Origin of the sequence: Paenibacillus anaericanus, from assembly GCF_003994475.1 — a bacterium.
Taxonomy (GTDB): Bacteria; Bacillota; Bacilli; order Paenibacillales; family Paenibacillaceae; genus Fontibacillus; species Fontibacillus anaericanus.
In genome coordinates this window covers 69,796-84,333 of the sequence record NZ_RZNY01000012.1, presented here as the reverse complement: position 1 = coordinate 84,333, position 14,538 = coordinate 69,796, and the positions used below count along the sequence as shown (strand labels likewise).

The 14,538-nt window shown below is 43.2% G+C and carries 12 protein-coding genes; 10 read left to right on the top strand and 2 right to left on the bottom strand.

What is annotated here, in order from left to right; genetic code table 11:
- Positions 1–48: 48 nt before the first annotated feature.
- Positions 49–957, bottom strand: a complete 909-nt coding sequence (locus EJP82_RS15280; RefSeq protein WP_127192932.1) for an EamA family transporter — start codon at positions 955–957, stop codon at positions 49–51.
- 207 nt (positions 958–1,164) lie between these two features.
- On the opposite strand from EJP82_RS15280, the gene EJP82_RS15275 reads away from it, so the two are divergent.
- The 3 genes from EJP82_RS15275 (at position 1,165) to EJP82_RS15265 (ending at position 4,895) form a co-directional block, all read left to right on the top strand.
- A complete protein-coding gene (locus EJP82_RS15275) occupies positions 1,165–2,655 on the top strand; it encodes an alpha/beta hydrolase family protein (protein WP_127192931.1) in 1,491 nt (496 codons plus the stop codon).
- 305 nt (positions 2,656–2,960) lie between these two features.
- Entirely contained in the window at positions 2,961–3,308 is a 348-nt protein-coding gene (locus EJP82_RS15270) for a hypothetical protein (protein ID WP_127192930.1), read from the top strand.
- 204 nt (positions 3,309–3,512) lie between these two features.
- Positions 3,513–4,895, top strand: coding sequence for an MATE family efflux transporter (locus tag EJP82_RS15265; RefSeq protein ID WP_127193019.1), 1,383 nt, complete (start codon positions 3,513–3,515; stop codon positions 4,893–4,895).
- Positions 4,896–5,177: 282 nt separating this feature from the next.
- On the opposite strand, the gene EJP82_RS15260 is transcribed toward EJP82_RS15265, so the two are convergent.
- A complete protein-coding gene (locus EJP82_RS15260; RefSeq protein WP_127192929.1) occupies positions 5,178–6,062 on the bottom strand; it encodes a LysR family transcriptional regulator in 885 nt (294 codons plus the stop codon).
- A gap of 182 nt (positions 6,063–6,244) precedes the next feature.
- Between EJP82_RS15260 and EJP82_RS15255 the strand changes: the two genes are divergently transcribed.
- From EJP82_RS15255 to EJP82_RS15225, 7 genes are all read left to right on the top strand, one after another.
- Positions 6,245–7,222 carry an ABC transporter ATP-binding protein gene (locus tag EJP82_RS15255; RefSeq protein WP_127192928.1) on the top strand — a complete coding sequence of 326 codons (978 nt, stop codon included), beginning with the start codon at positions 6,245–6,247 and terminating at the stop codon, positions 7,220–7,222.
- 15 nt (positions 7,223–7,237) lie between these two features.
- Entirely contained in the window at positions 7,238–8,323 is a 1,086-nt protein-coding gene (locus EJP82_RS15250; protein ID WP_127193018.1) for an ABC transporter substrate-binding protein, read from the top strand.
- Positions 8,324–8,325: 2 nt separating this feature from the next.
- Entirely contained in the window at positions 8,326–10,002 is a 1,677-nt protein-coding gene (locus EJP82_RS15245; RefSeq protein ID WP_127192927.1) for an ABC transporter permease, read from the top strand.
- Positions 10,002–11,276, top strand: coding sequence for an MBL fold metallo-hydrolase (locus EJP82_RS15240; RefSeq protein ID WP_127192926.1), 1,275 nt, complete (start codon positions 10,002–10,004; stop codon positions 11,274–11,276). Before EJP82_RS15245 ends, EJP82_RS15240 begins: the two co-directional genes overlap by 1 nt.
- Positions 11,277–11,574: 298 nt before the next feature.
- The gene (locus EJP82_RS15235) at positions 11,575–12,864 is read left to right on the top strand and encodes a sensor histidine kinase (RefSeq protein ID WP_170220201.1); all 1,290 of its coding nucleotides are present in this window, start codon (positions 11,575–11,577) and stop codon (positions 12,862–12,864) included.
- Positions 12,864–13,517 carry a response regulator gene (locus EJP82_RS15230; protein ID WP_127192924.1) on the top strand — a complete coding sequence of 218 codons (654 nt, stop codon included), beginning with the start codon at positions 12,864–12,866 and terminating at the stop codon, positions 13,515–13,517. Before EJP82_RS15235 ends, EJP82_RS15230 begins: the two co-directional genes overlap by 1 nt.
- Positions 13,510–14,436: a GAF domain-containing protein gene (locus tag EJP82_RS15225; protein WP_127192923.1), complete on the top strand. Its 927-nt coding sequence runs from the start codon at positions 13,510–13,512 to the stop codon at positions 14,434–14,436. The genes EJP82_RS15230 and EJP82_RS15225 overlap by 8 nt, the downstream gene beginning before the upstream one ends.
- Positions 14,437–14,538: the final 102 nt, after the last annotated feature.

Here is a 14,538-nt window from a genome sequence, read left to right as displayed (position 1 = left end):
TTCTCGTTTAACTATAGAGTTTGAATCTTATGTAACTACTTCTATAATTCAGAGTTCATCAGCAATACCCAACAATGCGATACCGAGAATAACAACCACAACAATCGTGTACTGAACCTTACTTAGTTTCTCTTTGAGGAATATTCGGGATAGTAGCACTGAGAATATGCTGTATGAGGCAATGAGTGGTGCTGCGATGATGGCATTACTAGCCATAGCAAAGACATAGAAGAACTGGCCGGTAGTTTCTAGGATGGCGGCGAATCCTTTGTTTCGTTCTTTAAAAACGTTGAACGTTTGTTTCTTAACAAACTTTAGATATGTAAATGACACCACGGCACAAATGAAAAAGGTGAATTCATAAGCTAGTAAGGCGGAGTCTTCAGTGATCAGGCTTAATTCATCCAAATAAATTGCATCAGCAAAGGTCCCCAGTCCATCGATTAGACAGTATAGAAGCGGAAACATAATGGCCATAAAGCCGATTTGATATTTTTTATTGATTAGGGTGGAGCTAAGTCGGAGTGCCTGTTGTTCGGCGATTTTCTCCGAGATAGCAATTCCGATAACGCCCAGGGTGATAATGGATATACCCAAAATTTCAACTACACCGAGCTCGTGAGTGAAAAATATGAACAATAATATGGCCGTTACGGCTCCGGAAGAATTTTGCACAGGAGATGCAATTGAGAGTTCTATGTATCTCAAGCCAATATAACCGATCGTCATCGATAAGATGTACAGTGCAGATACAGGCAAGTATCGGAGCAAATCTGTTGGATCAAAGGTAATTCCCTTGATGAGCATATAAGCCGTGGCATGAATCCCCATGATCAAGCCGACCATAATGACAATCTTAATATGACTGAACCTATCATCAGGATCCGAACCTTTTTTATAAAATAGGTCAGCACCTCCCCAAGCGAGAGCTGTTATTAAAGCAAATACAAACCACATGATAAATTTCCCCTTGTTCTAGATTGGACAAAACCGCTATGTCCAAATTGAATAGTACCTTAATTCATCGCAGGTTGCGATAAAAAATGTCATTTGCATCTCTGCGAAACCAGTTATTTTAAACCAAATTTAAACATAATCGGTATTCGATCTTAAACTTGCTCAACTAGTATTAAAGAATCAACGATGAAAAGGGTGGAGTACGAAATGAGATCGCTAGAATTGATGCTAACTATAATCTGTATGCTCCTGCTGGTGCATTTATTTAGCTATAAGCTAACCAAATTAACGGGGGCTGTTGTGTCTGCTGCTAGTGGTGTTGCCTTGTTTATGCAATTGATAATTGAAGGTTACAGATGGCAGATGTTGTTTGTGTACTGCGTCACTGTGATTAGTATCAACGTTGTTATGTTAAGACGGCGGAATACACCAACTCGGGACAAAACCAAGAGTCCCCTGGCGTATATTTGCTACTTATTAATGGGAGGGCTAATTGTTATTTCGATCGGTTTGTCTGTTTATTTGCCAGTATTCAACCTTCCTACTCCAACTGGTGCTGACAAAGTGGGAACACAAATCTTTTACTTTAAGGATGAGAGCAGAGATGAGACTTTTACGGATGATCCAGCGGATAAAAGGGAACTGATGGTCCAAATTTGGTATCCTGCTGGGCAAACGAAGGGAAGCAAGGAAAGCCCGCTTTTTCCCGAAGATAAAAAGGTATTTAAGAAGTTTATAGCTGCATACGCAGAACCATTGAATTTACCGCCATTTGTGCTTGATTATTGGAAATATATGAAGAGTCACTCTTATGAAGACGCTGAAGTAAAAGCCTCTGAAACACCATATCCGGTTATCATACTGAATCATGGTATGGGGACAGGAAGATTATTACATGCCTCACAGGCTGAAAATCTGGCGAGCCATGGTTATGTCGTTGTTGCAATAGACCATACTTACAATACAGCAGCAACCGTTTTCCCAGATGGACATGTTACCAGTTTTAACACAGACGAAATGGATATGGATCGAAACACAAGCTCTAACTTACTACTGGAGGTATGGACACAGGACGTTAAGTTTATCTTAAAACAGATGAAGGAATTAAATTCTGGCGGTATCCAAAGTCGATTTAATGGAAAATTGGATATGGGCAACATCGGGGTTATGGGACATTCCTTCGGAGGGGCAACGGCATTCAATGCATATGATTCAATTTCTGAACTAAAAGCTGGAGTTGATCTAGATGGTTCATTATTTAACTTGGACAGCAAATATGAAATTACCAAGCCGTTTATGTTCATCCAATCTGAGGACTTCATTAAAATTCAGGAGAATAGCAGCAAGGAGATTTCAGATCAAGACTTAACGAAGATGAACTTAACCAGGGAGGAATTAATTAAGCTTATTGATAACATGCATAAGGAAAACGATATTATAAATCAAGTTATTCAGCATGGGGGGACTCTGATTGATATTAAAGGCACGGCTCATTATAATTTTACGGACTTCCAGCTCTATTCAAGTCTGCTAAACTTGATGGGAATGACAGGTGAGATTGAAGGAAGCAGAGGTGCGTATATTGTTAACCAATACGTTCTCGACTTTTTTGACAAACATCTAAAGGGAACCGGAGGTCAACTGCTTGAGGGACCGAGTCCAGATTTCCCAGAGGTAGAGTTCCCTCAGATTCGTTAATTGATGAGATTCTATTGTGGAATTAGGTATGTTGAAATAAATCATGATGATATAGCGGAGAGAGCGAAATGATTCTGAAGAAGCGAAGCGTTCGCCTTTGTCCCCGAATTTCAACCATTATAACAGCTCAATCAAGAAATTTGGGGACAACAGCGATCGTAAGAACTTTTCGCTCTTGGAGTCTATAATCACAATGAATAGTTCAATTTAATAAGTGGTCGAAATTAACTTCATAGAATTTTGAGATTTTTGATATGTGCGAATACTCCTCAGCATAAATATGTACTAAGAGGAGCGTGAACACATTGGACAAGAAAGTGAAACGATACTATCAACTGAAGCAAAGTCACAAGGAGATAGAGCAAGAATTGGCGGAATTACGTAGTGAAATCATGAATCATTGTGCAGAGCAGGATGTATCTGATCTAGAGGTAGGAAGTTATAGGGTGAAAATTGTACATCAAGTGCGGAAGGAATACGACGATAACAAGCTGTATCAAGCACTGCCTGACCCCGAAGTATGGCGTATGCTCTCTAAGCCGGATTCATCCAAGGTAGCTAGTTTAATTAAACTGAATGTTATCTCGGAAGATAGTATTAGAGATACTTTTTCGCTAAAGAACATAACACTACTTCAGGTGGATAAAAAATAGAAAGACAGTTGTGGTTGTATAGAAAAAGGAGAGACGGACCTCAGAAAAAAGGGGTTCGTTTTTTTGTTTTCCAAACATTGTAATTTAGCAACACTTTTCACATCACGGTTCTGTTTAGGAATGGTATAATTAAGAGTGATTCGACATTTATCGATGTATCTTGACATAACCTAGCAAAGAAGTGATGATGCAGTGAATAAAATAATGCCGAGCTTAAACCGAAAATCGGTTTTTTTATTGAATAAATACTTTACGGGCAAATCGATGGATTACAAACAAATTATCGCTATTATTATTCCGATTTTTGTGGATCAAGCTTTTATTATTTTGATGAGTTTGTTGAATACGGCGATGATCAGCTCCTCAGGGGTAGCAGCTGTTAGTGCGGTGAGTATGGTAGATTCGCTGAATATTTTCTTGGTCAATGTCTTTGTTGCTGTGGCGACAGGCGGTACCGTCATTGTGGCGCAATATAAAGGCAGTGGGAATCAAGAGATGGTATCGAAGGCTGCTGCGCAAGCCATATCCGCAGTTGCGATATTATCTTTATCGATCAGTGCTTTTGTGATCGTATTTCATACACCTACTCTAAACCTGCTATTTGGGAATGCTGAAGCAGAGATATTCGAAAATGCGAGGATTTTCCTCATCGGTAGTTGTATCTCTTATCCATTTATTGCGATTTTTCAAGCTGTAAGTGGTGTGCTGAGAGGTGTTGCAGAGACCAAAGCATGTCTCGGTTTATCTTTAATTATGAATTTAACTTATCTAGGTTTAAATGTTTTGTTTATTACGGTTTTTGATATGGGAGTTATAGGGTTAGTTATTTCAATGATTTCAGCTAGAGTTCTCGGAATGGTTGCTTCATTAGTATATTTGTTGAAATATAATCAAACGTTACGTTTCAAAATAAAAAATGCACTGAAACTTAATTTTTCGATTCTCAAGAAAATAATGTTCATCGGGCTTCCGTTTGCTGCAGAACAGATGTTTTTCAATGGTGGTAAATTATTAACACAGACGTTTATTGTTCAATTAGGGACGGTTGCGATTACGGTAAATGCGATCAGTGGCTCCATATCGTTGTTATTTCAAATCGGCGGGAGTGCGCTAAGTATTGCCGTTGTAACGGTTGTTGGTCAGTGTATCGGGCGCAGGGAAATTGAGGATGCCAGGAAGTTTATCAAATCATTTATCGGACTTTCTACGGTGTTCTTCGTTGTCGTGACGGCAATCATCATGCCATTATTCCCGTTTATTGTGAGGTTGTTCTCTCCACCAGAGGTAATGATTCCTACCATATTCTCACTGATGGTACTAATAGCGATTGCTCAACCTATATTGTGGTCGCTTAGTTTTGTTATGCCCTCGGCATTACGGGCAGCAGGCGATTCTAAGTTTACGTCAATGTCCTCCTTGCTTTCTATGTGGTTGTTCCGTGTAATACTAGGCTACATTTTAGGCATTACTCTTAATTTAGGTATTATGGGAGTATGGGTAGCCATGGTCTCTGAATGGAGCATTCGTGGGTTTGTGTTCGCATGGCGATTCAAAGGCGATAAATGGTATAGGCACAAGTTGATATAGAGTAACAAAGTTGAGAGCTAATATAACTACCATAACTACCAAACGATCCACCAAGCTTATGCTAGGTGGATCGTTTTTTTGCTTTTTCCTGATATAGGTGCTTGACAAGAACCCGTTTACTAGTGGAGTTTTGGAGGAATGTGGACAAGTACCTTTAAATGAGAATTTCAACCACTACAATTGTTCATCCAGGAAATTCTCATTTAACAGCGATGGTAACATCCTCCAAAACGTAACGTTACTTCCCGTGTTTTTATCAAGCAACGATTTTTACTTTTTTTGTTAGTACAAATAATTGCTGAATTGATTGATCAATGCGGAGCGATGCCGTTCCTTATTGGTCACGGCAAATACATAACGTTCAATAAGATTCCCAGGAATCGGGCGCATTTGAAGCAGTCCGCGCTGGACTTCCGCCTGGACGGCCATGCGGGAAACGAATGATACATGCTCCCCAAACATAACTGTTTGTTTAATAGCTTCAAGTGAATCCAGCTCCAGATAGGAAGATAGACGTCGCTCATGGTGTTCCAGCCATGTCTCCGTCATCCTACGGGTGCTGGATTCTTTGCCATGAAGAACAAAGGGGGAGGAGGAAATTAGTTCAGGTGTTACATTTTCCAGAGAGACCAATGGATGAGTTGGTGAACAAATGAGTACCAAATCGTCTGCACAGATCGCTTCCGTAAGCAACCCAGGAGCAGAAAAGGGTTCGGTCGAGATAATGCCAATATCGATTTCATGGTGTTCTAGCATATTTTTGATCACGGGAGCTGTTTTGACAAATAGAGAAAGTTGGATTCCAGGATGCTCCTTACCAAACCTATGCAATAATGCGGGAAGTACATAAGTAGCCGGAACATAACTTGCTCCGATGCGGATGCTACCCTTGCGGAGTGTGTCGAACTCCAATACAACCCGCTCCGCCTCGGCGGCGAGTGCATTGATTTTGACTGCGTAATGGAGCAGAGCGTAGCCCGCATCTGTGAGAATGATTTTTCCCATTCGCGATTCGAACAGCTTGACTCCGAAGTCTCGTTCCATGTTCTTCATATGAAAGGTGACGGTCGGTTGTTTTAATTCAAGGATGTCTGCGACAGTTGTAATCTTGTTGTGCTTTTCGAGTAACTCCACGATATGTAGCTTTAGTAGATTCAAATTTAACATAATCATCGCTCTCTTTCGTTGTTCCTTATCTATAGATTTAATCTATGAATGTTAACAGTATTCATTGAAATAATTAATTCTGCCTTTACATTCGTTTAACACGGGCATCGTATTTCACACGTAAACTTGTATTTGTAAGATAAACATTGCACAACGCCAAAGCATACGAGGAAGGTAATGATATGGATTTGAACATACGCGGGCTCGGTAAATCCTTTGGTGGAACTGTCGCCTTGCACCCGACGGATTTGACTGTACGTCAGGGAAGCTTTACGACACTGCTAGGCCCTTCGGGCTGCGGGAAAACAACAATTCTGCGCATGATTGCAGGGCTAGAAACACCGGATATGGGTACGATCTCGATGGGTGAAGAGGTGATCTTTTCCGGTTCAGCGAAAAGGGCGGTACCAACACATCAACGTGGTTTCGGGATGGTGTTTCAAGATTTTGCCCTATGGCCGCATATGACGGTATTTGAAAATGTTGCCTTTGGACTTCGCGCGGGGAAGCGAACCTCCAAAATCCGTGAAACCGTGATGGAAGCATTGGACAAGGTTAAGCTGACAGGGATGGCAGAGAGATTTCCGCATCAGCTGTCTGGGGGGCAGCAGCAGCGTGTAGCTTTTGCGCGTGCCGTAGCAATTACGCCACGTCTAGTGTTGTTCGATGAACCGCTAAGCGCACTGGATGCAGTACTACGAGAGGACATGCGCGTGGAAATGATGTCATTAGTTCGTGATCTGGGGCTTACAGCTCTGTATGTTACACATGATCAGATTGAGGCGATGTCCATGTCGGATGAAGTGGTGGTTATGAATAGTGGTTGCATCTTGCAATCGGGAACACCGGAAGAGGTTTATGGTAAACCAACAGATGCTTTTGTAGCAAGATTTATCGGCAAATCAAACTGGCTTGTGCCAGAACAAACGATGTTCCGTCCAGAGCATCTTTTATGGGAGCCTACTGAAGAAGAATGTCACTCTTATCAAGTTGAGATCACACATGTCAGCTACGTAGGCGAACGTTATGAACTCAGGCTCAAAGCGGAAGGACATGGAGAGCAATGGACCGCGTATCACCATACTCGACAGGTTGTAGGTACGAAGACAGAAGTTTATTTACCGCATCATCGCCTTCATCACTTGGATGAATCTAAATAAAGGGAGAGATTAATGATGGTTAATTTTAATTCGATTAAGATGGGATGGAAAAAGGGAACTTCGCTTACACTGACTCTGGCACTGGGGTTAACGTTGGCAGGCTGCGGAAGTAATGCTAATTCGACTGCCAAAGAGGCTTCGGCGTCAGCAAATAACAGTGCAATGAACACTCAAGCGAACACTCAAGCAACCGATCAAAAACTCGTTGTTTACAGTGCGGGACCAGAAGGCCTGGCGAACAAGATCATTGAAGGGTTTGAAGCCCAAACCGGCGTGAAAGTGGAAATGTTCCAAGGAACAACAGGCAAAATTCTAGCACGTATGGAGGCGGAGAAAGCCAATCCGGTCGTTGACGTTGTGATTCTGGCATCTCTCCCTTCTGCACAAGGGTTGAAGAACGATGGGTTGACATTACCTTACCCGGAAGCAAAGAATGCAGATAAGCTTAACCCGGACTGGTCCGATAAAGAGGGGAACTATTTCAGCAGTAGTGCTTCTGCCCTTGGCATTGCTTATAACACGAAGCTTGTTACAACCCCTCCAACATCTTGGGAAGACTTGACGAAACCAGAATATAAGGGGCGAATCAATATTCCTGATCCAACATTGTCGGGTTCTGCCCTTGATTTCATAACAGGTTATATCAGTGACAAAGGAGAGAGCGGCTGGTCCTTGTTCGAGCAATTTAATAATAATGATGTAGCTGTTGCAGGTGCCAATCAAGAAGCACTGGATCCAGTCATCACAGGTGCCAAAGGCATGGTAGCGGCTGCGGTTGACTACATGACTTATAAGGCAAAAGCTAAGGGAGAGCCGGTTGATATCGTGTATCCGAAGGAAGGTACTGTGATTAGCCCACGTCCCGCGGCGATTATGAAATCAACTCAGCATGAAGAGAACGCCAAAGCATTTATTGATTACTTACTATCTGATGAAGCTCAGAAGTTGGTATCTGATGCAGCTCTCCTCCCAGGCCGTACCGACATCAAAGCTGAGAATCGCGCTAACCTGGATGAAATTCCACTGCTCAAAGTTGATTGGTCATGGATGAATGAACATGGAGCAGAAGTGAGTGATAAGTTCACACAATTATTTAAGTAATCATGAAGAACCCTTCATCTCTGCGACACTTTCGAGCGTGGTCCATCGCCCTAGCATTATTTGTACTGACGATTATGATTGTTGTCCCTTTGGTTGAAATATTTGTTCAAAGCGTATATCGGGATGGTGAGCTGCAGTGGGCAGCTCCATTCCGTACTTTGGCCGACGCTGAGCTATTCAAAGTTCTAATGGGCTCCATCTGGCTAGGAATTTGCGTTATAGCCGGTACGACGGTGCTTGCATTACCACTTGCATGGATTATGGTGAATACCCGGCTTGCCCGGTGGCGCTGGTTGGACATCGTTTTTTTGATTCCATTCATGACACCACCTTATATAGGTTCTATGGGTTGGATTCTGTTCATGCAAAAAAACGGGTACTTGGAGCAACTTATACCCGGACTTTCTTCTGTGACCCCAGCTTTCTTCTCCTTCGGGGGGATGGTCGCGATTATGAGTCTGCACTTGTTTCCATTTCTATATCTCATGCTACGCGGAGCACTTGAGCGGATCGGCGGTAGTCTTGAGGAAGCTGGGGCTGTGCTGGGAGCCCCTTTCACCTATCGTTTTCGGCGCATCATTGCACCGTTACTGCTATCAGCGTATGGAATGGGAGCGATGCTCATTTTCGTCAAAACGATTGCTGAATTCGGAACACCCGTTACATTTGGTAAACGGATTGGTTATGAAGTCATGACCTCGGAGATTCATAAATATATCTCAAGTTGGCCGATCGATTTCGGTAAGGCGACTTCGCTGGCATCTGTATTGCTTACCGCATGTTTGCTTGTATGGTATGCGCAGTCCATTCTGAGTCGTCGTTTCACATATAGCCTGGTGGGTGGTAAGGGGAGTCGTCGTTCCTCCTTGCATTCACAAGGCAGGGGAACTTGGATTTATGTTATCTATGTAGTTTTGTTGCTACTTCTGTCCATAGGGGTACCCTATTTCTCGATCATTGCGGCTTCAACTATGAAGCTACGTGGAGTAGGACTTGCTTGGAATAACTTTACGCTGGATTTTTACCGAGAACTGTTGACCTGGGGTTCTGCCAGCATGAGATCACTGATGAACAGTGTGCTATTGTCACTTGCAGCCTCCACGATTGCCGTAGTGCTCGGCACCTGGTTTGCTATTGTCATTGGGCGATCACGCACCCGTATGGAAAGAACTACTGATTTGTTTAGTCTACTACCGAATACAGTACCAGGCATTGTTATGGTCGTCGGATTGATATTGCTATGGAATTCGCCTTGGATGCCGATTCCACTTTATAACACGTATGGTATGGTCATTTTGACGTATGTTATTTTGTTTATTCCTTATACGGTGCAATATGTTAAAAGTGCCTTTGGCCAAATTGATTCCTCGTTATTTCAGGCGGGGCAAGTATTTGGTGGAAAGCCTCATTATGTGTTCCGCCGTGTGCTGTTACCACTAATTGTTCCCGGTATGCTGGCTGGTTGGATGATGACGTTTACCATCGCCTCACGTGAATTGGTGGCCTCGTTGTTAATTTTGCCACCATCCGTGCAGACCTCAGCAACGTATATATTTGCTCAGTTTGAACAAGGACAAGTGTCGTTGGGTATGGCGATGGCTGTCGTATCCGTTGGGCTCACCACCGTTATGCTTGTAATTATTGAGAGCCTGGGCTCCAAAAGAAAGTGGAATGCTTGATGATAAAATTAAACATTTGGGGCGGAGCGGGCGAACACGGCCGCTCCTGTTATTTCTTCTCCGGAGAACAGAACCGGATTATGTTTGACTGTGGAGTGAAGAAAGAGGGAGAAGGAATCTACCCACTTCTTGTAGCAGAGGAAGTTCCACAATTAACGGTAGTTTTTTTGTCGCATGCACATGAGGATCATTCCATAGGACTTCCCTTATTATATAAACACGGATATAAGGGTGATATTTGGACAACGCGAGCAACTGCGGAGCAACTGAAGAACTATTTTGACAGTTGGCGTAGACATGTGATCAGACGTGGAGGAGAACTTCCGTACGAAGACGAGCATGTAGGGGCGATAACCTACCGATTTCTTGAGGATTATGCCTCGCCAGGTGAATGGTTCGAGCTGAGTGATGACTTGAAGTTGAAATGGGGCCGAAGTGGGCACTTAGCCGGTTCTGTATGGTTCATGCTAGAGATGGAAGAGCGCAGGCTATTCTTCTCCGGGGATTATAGCAGTGAATCTCAATTACTAGACGCAGATTCTCCTAAAGATTTAATGGCCGATTTATCTATAGTAGACAATGCATATGGTATGGAGAATGACACGCAACAGGTAAAGTTGGAGCAACTTAAGCAAGCTGCTGAGCGTGTTCTTGAGGCAGGTGGACACTTGTTGTTACCAGTTCCTACACTTGGTCGAGGCCAGGAATTACTAGTCTGGGCATCAGAACATTTTTTCGAATATGAAATCATCGTGGAGAAAGAGATTTGGCGTGGACTTGAGCGAATGAAGAACTGGTCAGAATGGCTCCGTGTAGATGCGCTGCGCCGAATGGATAAGGTGTTGAATAGCAGTAACGTGACAGTTCCATCAGATGATCAAGAACGTATGCAGTTATTGGCGAGAGATATGCCCAGCATTATATTTACCGGGGATGGGATGATGGAGTCCCCACGAGCACGCTGGTACTATGATCAACTATCACAGTCGTCGAAACATGCAGTTATTTTGACAGGTCATACGGCACGTGGTTCATTTGCCAGAAAAATATTAGATGAAGAAACGAATGTATCGGAATGTAGTGTACAGCACATATGCTATAAAGTTCATCAAGGACTACTCGATGTAAGCATGATGTTGAATGAAGTGCCAAGTAAACAAGTGGTTTTGGTTCATGCACCCAAAGAAGAAACTGATCTGGTTGTGGCGAGGTTGCTGGGTGAAGGACATAAGGGGTTGCACTCATTGCATCCAGGTGCAGAATTGAATCTTTGATAGACACAAAGCAATAAGTTCTAAACCCGCACATTAATGCGGGTTTTTTTGTCGTCCCAGCTGCTTGATAAGTGCCCGTGTACACTGGATTTTCGGAGGTCGGTGTGATCTTGACGGAAGGAAATGAATCAGTTAGTGTTATGATCAGCTAGAAACAGCAACGGAGATTTACAGCTCATGGGGAGCAAGAGGGGTCCGTATAACCCACTAAGGGAAGCATGGCTTTCATCAATCCAATGCTTGTTTTGGGACGCTTGCTCAGGCAATCGCTGATGAAAGGATGAAAGGGGAAGCAACGATGTCATCATTTCGGAGATCGCTTGGAATAGCTGGATTTATGGTCAAGAATGGATTGTTAACGATCCTCACTACCCTCATTATTGTCTTCTCGATTCGAGTCATGTTAGGAAATATGGATACGGATTGGAAGCGCTTTATACCCACTTTTTTCTTCGTGCTTATCATTATAACCTTCTTTTTCTTCATCATATATTCGCAAGGACGAAGGCTTCGATCAGAGCAGGAGCAGCTTGTCAATGTATTCAAGCATATTTCGGATGGTGTTCTTGTGCTCGACAGCACAATGAATATCAAGCGCATTAATCCTGCAGCGAGTCGGATGTTGAAGCTTGATGAAGGTGAAGTATCCGTAAGTTTTTGCAACATGTGTTCGAATTATCCTGGCTTGAACAAGCTATGCTCCTATCAGGATTGTTTTGTGTCTGACTCCTTGCAGCAGCCAGTAGAACTACAGCTAATCACTCCACAAGGAGGAGCCAAGTCGATCAATGCAAGTGTATCCCACTATGTGGACTCGATGCATGGCCCTTTAAGTATATTGCGTATTCAAGAAATCGAAGAGCAACGTCAGCAGGAGCAGCATCAAATAGCAAAGATGATAACGCACTCTATTCTTCTTGCTCAAGAGAATGAGCGTAAGCTTATCTCTCGCGAGCTACATGATGGGATTGGACAATCGCTCTATAGCATTCTCATCCAATCTGAGGTGTTGAAGCAAAATATGGATAGCGAGCTTTCAGAGGATTTGGACGCAACTCGGCAATATGTGTTGCAAGAGAAACTAGACACGTTGCAGGAATCCATCCGGAACACCATCGAGGATATTCGTGATTTATCTGCTGAGCTTAGGCCATCAGCTCTTGACGATATCGGATTGATTGCAGCGCTGCGCAAATACTTTCGCACATACGGACAGAGATTTGGCATTCAGGTTCATTTTAAAGTGGAAGAGGATAGTGGCCGGATGTCAGCTGCGATAGAGACCGCTTTTTACCGGATTGTTCAGGAAGCTCTTACGAATGCAGCTAAATATGCTCAAACAGATGTAGTAGATGTACAGTTGAAGCTTCAGTCCACGCTAGCCGAGCTTGAAGTACGAGATTATGGTCTAGGATTTATCATTACCACTGAGCTTCGGCAGGGTGTTGGCTTATACAGTATGGAAGAACGAGTCAAAATTTTGGGTGGCTCGTTTGACATTCAATCCTCGCTAGGACAAGGAACAATCATTCAAGTACAAGTTCCTGTCGAGGATCGCAGCATTTCGGGGTCAGAGGAGGGGGTATAATGAAAGTGAAGGTTTTTATTGTAGACGATCATGCTGTCGTACGCAGTGGGCTACGCGCTGTTCTTGATGCACAATCGAACATCACTGTCATTGGTGAGGCTGCTGATAGTGCATCCTGCATCAAACAGGCGCTGGAGTTAAAACCAGATATTGTGCTGATGGATTTGAGTTTTCCGAATGGTCGTGACGGACTTTATACGACAAGGGAGCTCTTGCAATCGCTTCCGGAGATCAAGGTTATCGTACTAACCATGCATGATGATGAACAATATTTATTTCGGGCACTTAAAGCGGGTGCTTCCGGGTATATTTTAAAATCGTCACCAATGACTGAACTCGTCCAGGCCATTGAACAGGTTTATCAAGGACTTGTTTACCTGCATCCATCCGCAACCAAGAAAGTAATTCAAGGGTATTTGCAGGGGCAGACCAAAGAAACGAAGGATGTGTTCGAATCTCTTACAGAGCGGGAGAAGGAAATTCTTAGTCTTGTGGCCAAAGGCTATACCAATAAAGAAGTGGCAGAATTGCTGTTGATCAGTGTTAAAACGGTTGAAAACCATAAAGCGAATATTATGGAGAAACTACAGTTAGACAACCGCCGCGATTTGATGAAATTGGCTTATAGAAGGGGGTTGCTCGATTTTGATTAACAAACTGACAATACAGCAGAAGATCCAATGGGAGCTAGAGCAGCTTAAGAATGAGATGGGACTGGATTTTGTGGCTATTGCATTGTCGGATGGTCAATATCGTGATATTTATTGGCGATTCGCGCTTGGAGCGCAATCTGATCGATACAAAAAAATAGCTGTTCGTATGGGCAGAGGAATGGCTGGGAAAGTACTACAGGGCATGTCACCGCATGTCGTCTTAGCATTTCCAGAGGAAGTGCAGGAGGAAGTATTGGAATATCCGATATTTCTCGTGGAATCCTTATACTCTGGCGTAGGCGTATCCATAAATTCCACCATCCATGTGCAAAATCAAGCTTACGGTGTGCTGCTCGTTGGTCAGCGAAGTAGACGAGAATTTCCGGAGGAAGATATCATGCGAGTACAAGCATGTGCAGGTACGCTTGCGGGTTTCTATGACGAGGCTCCAACGGCGCCAAGTGGGAGTGAGGATTCGAGTGTTTCGCCAACATGGATTAACGAAAGTCCTCGAGACACAGATTCTAAACTGAATAATTCACATGGATCCATTATCAAGCTATTGCAAGAAGCACGAGCCGCTGGGATAACCTGTGAACTGCTGGATCAGCGAATAACAAGACTGAACGATGAACGACAGGAGGAAATTACGGCTATCTTAGCACTTTTGGTGAGAGAGTGTGGGACTCAGGCAGTGGATGCGCAATTGATCATCGGTCAAGATGAGTTGGGACAAACCTTGATTGAGTTTGAGGGTTATCTCCTTCATCCTGCATCGAATGAGCTTTTCCTCCCCGTAATGGAGCAACTTAAATCGCTTAAATGTGACTTGGAAATAGTAATAGAGAAGGACAAGAAATCAGTTAGGTTTACCATTCCAACCCGCGTTTTACTAGATGAAATGCATTGGAATAAATAACAGTCATCATATGGGGAATTTCCTTGAGTGAATTGAGGGAATTCCCCTGTTTGTTTTGTAGTATGCTCCCATGATAATGGATAGTAGATCAATTCGTATTAT

What these genes read in the sequence shown, in the direction of transcription:
- EJP82_RS15230 (WP_127192924.1), top strand. Translation starts at nt 12,864, where the DNA reads ATGAAAGTGAAGGTTTTTATTGTAGACGATCATGCTGTCGTACGCAGT.
- EJP82_RS15280 (WP_127192932.1), bottom strand. Translation starts at nt 957, where the DNA reads ATGTGGTTTGTATTTGCTTTAATAACAGCTCTCGCTTGGGGAGGTGCT.
- EJP82_RS15255 (WP_127192928.1), top strand. Translation starts at nt 6,245, where the DNA reads ATGGATTTGAACATACGCGGGCTCGGTAAATCCTTTGGTGGAACTGTC.
- EJP82_RS15250 (WP_127193018.1), top strand. Translation starts at nt 7,238, where the DNA reads ATGGTTAATTTTAATTCGATTAAGATGGGATGGAAAAAGGGAACTTCG.
- EJP82_RS15235 (WP_170220201.1), top strand. Translation starts at nt 11,575, where the DNA reads ATGTCATCATTTCGGAGATCGCTTGGAATAGCTGGATTTATGGTCAAG.
- EJP82_RS15275 (WP_127192931.1), top strand. Translation starts at nt 1,165, where the DNA reads ATGAGATCGCTAGAATTGATGCTAACTATAATCTGTATGCTCCTGCTG.
- EJP82_RS15240 (WP_127192926.1), top strand. Translation starts at nt 10,002, where the DNA reads ATGATAAAATTAAACATTTGGGGCGGAGCGGGCGAACACGGCCGCTCC.
- EJP82_RS15260 (WP_127192929.1), bottom strand. Translation starts at nt 6,062, where the DNA reads ATGTTAAATTTGAATCTACTAAAGCTACATATCGTGGAGTTACTCGAA.
- EJP82_RS15265 (WP_127193019.1), top strand. Translation starts at nt 3,513, where the DNA reads ATGCCGAGCTTAAACCGAAAATCGGTTTTTTTATTGAATAAATACTTT.
- EJP82_RS15245 (WP_127192927.1), top strand. Translation starts at nt 8,326, where the DNA reads ATGAAGAACCCTTCATCTCTGCGACACTTTCGAGCGTGGTCCATCGCC.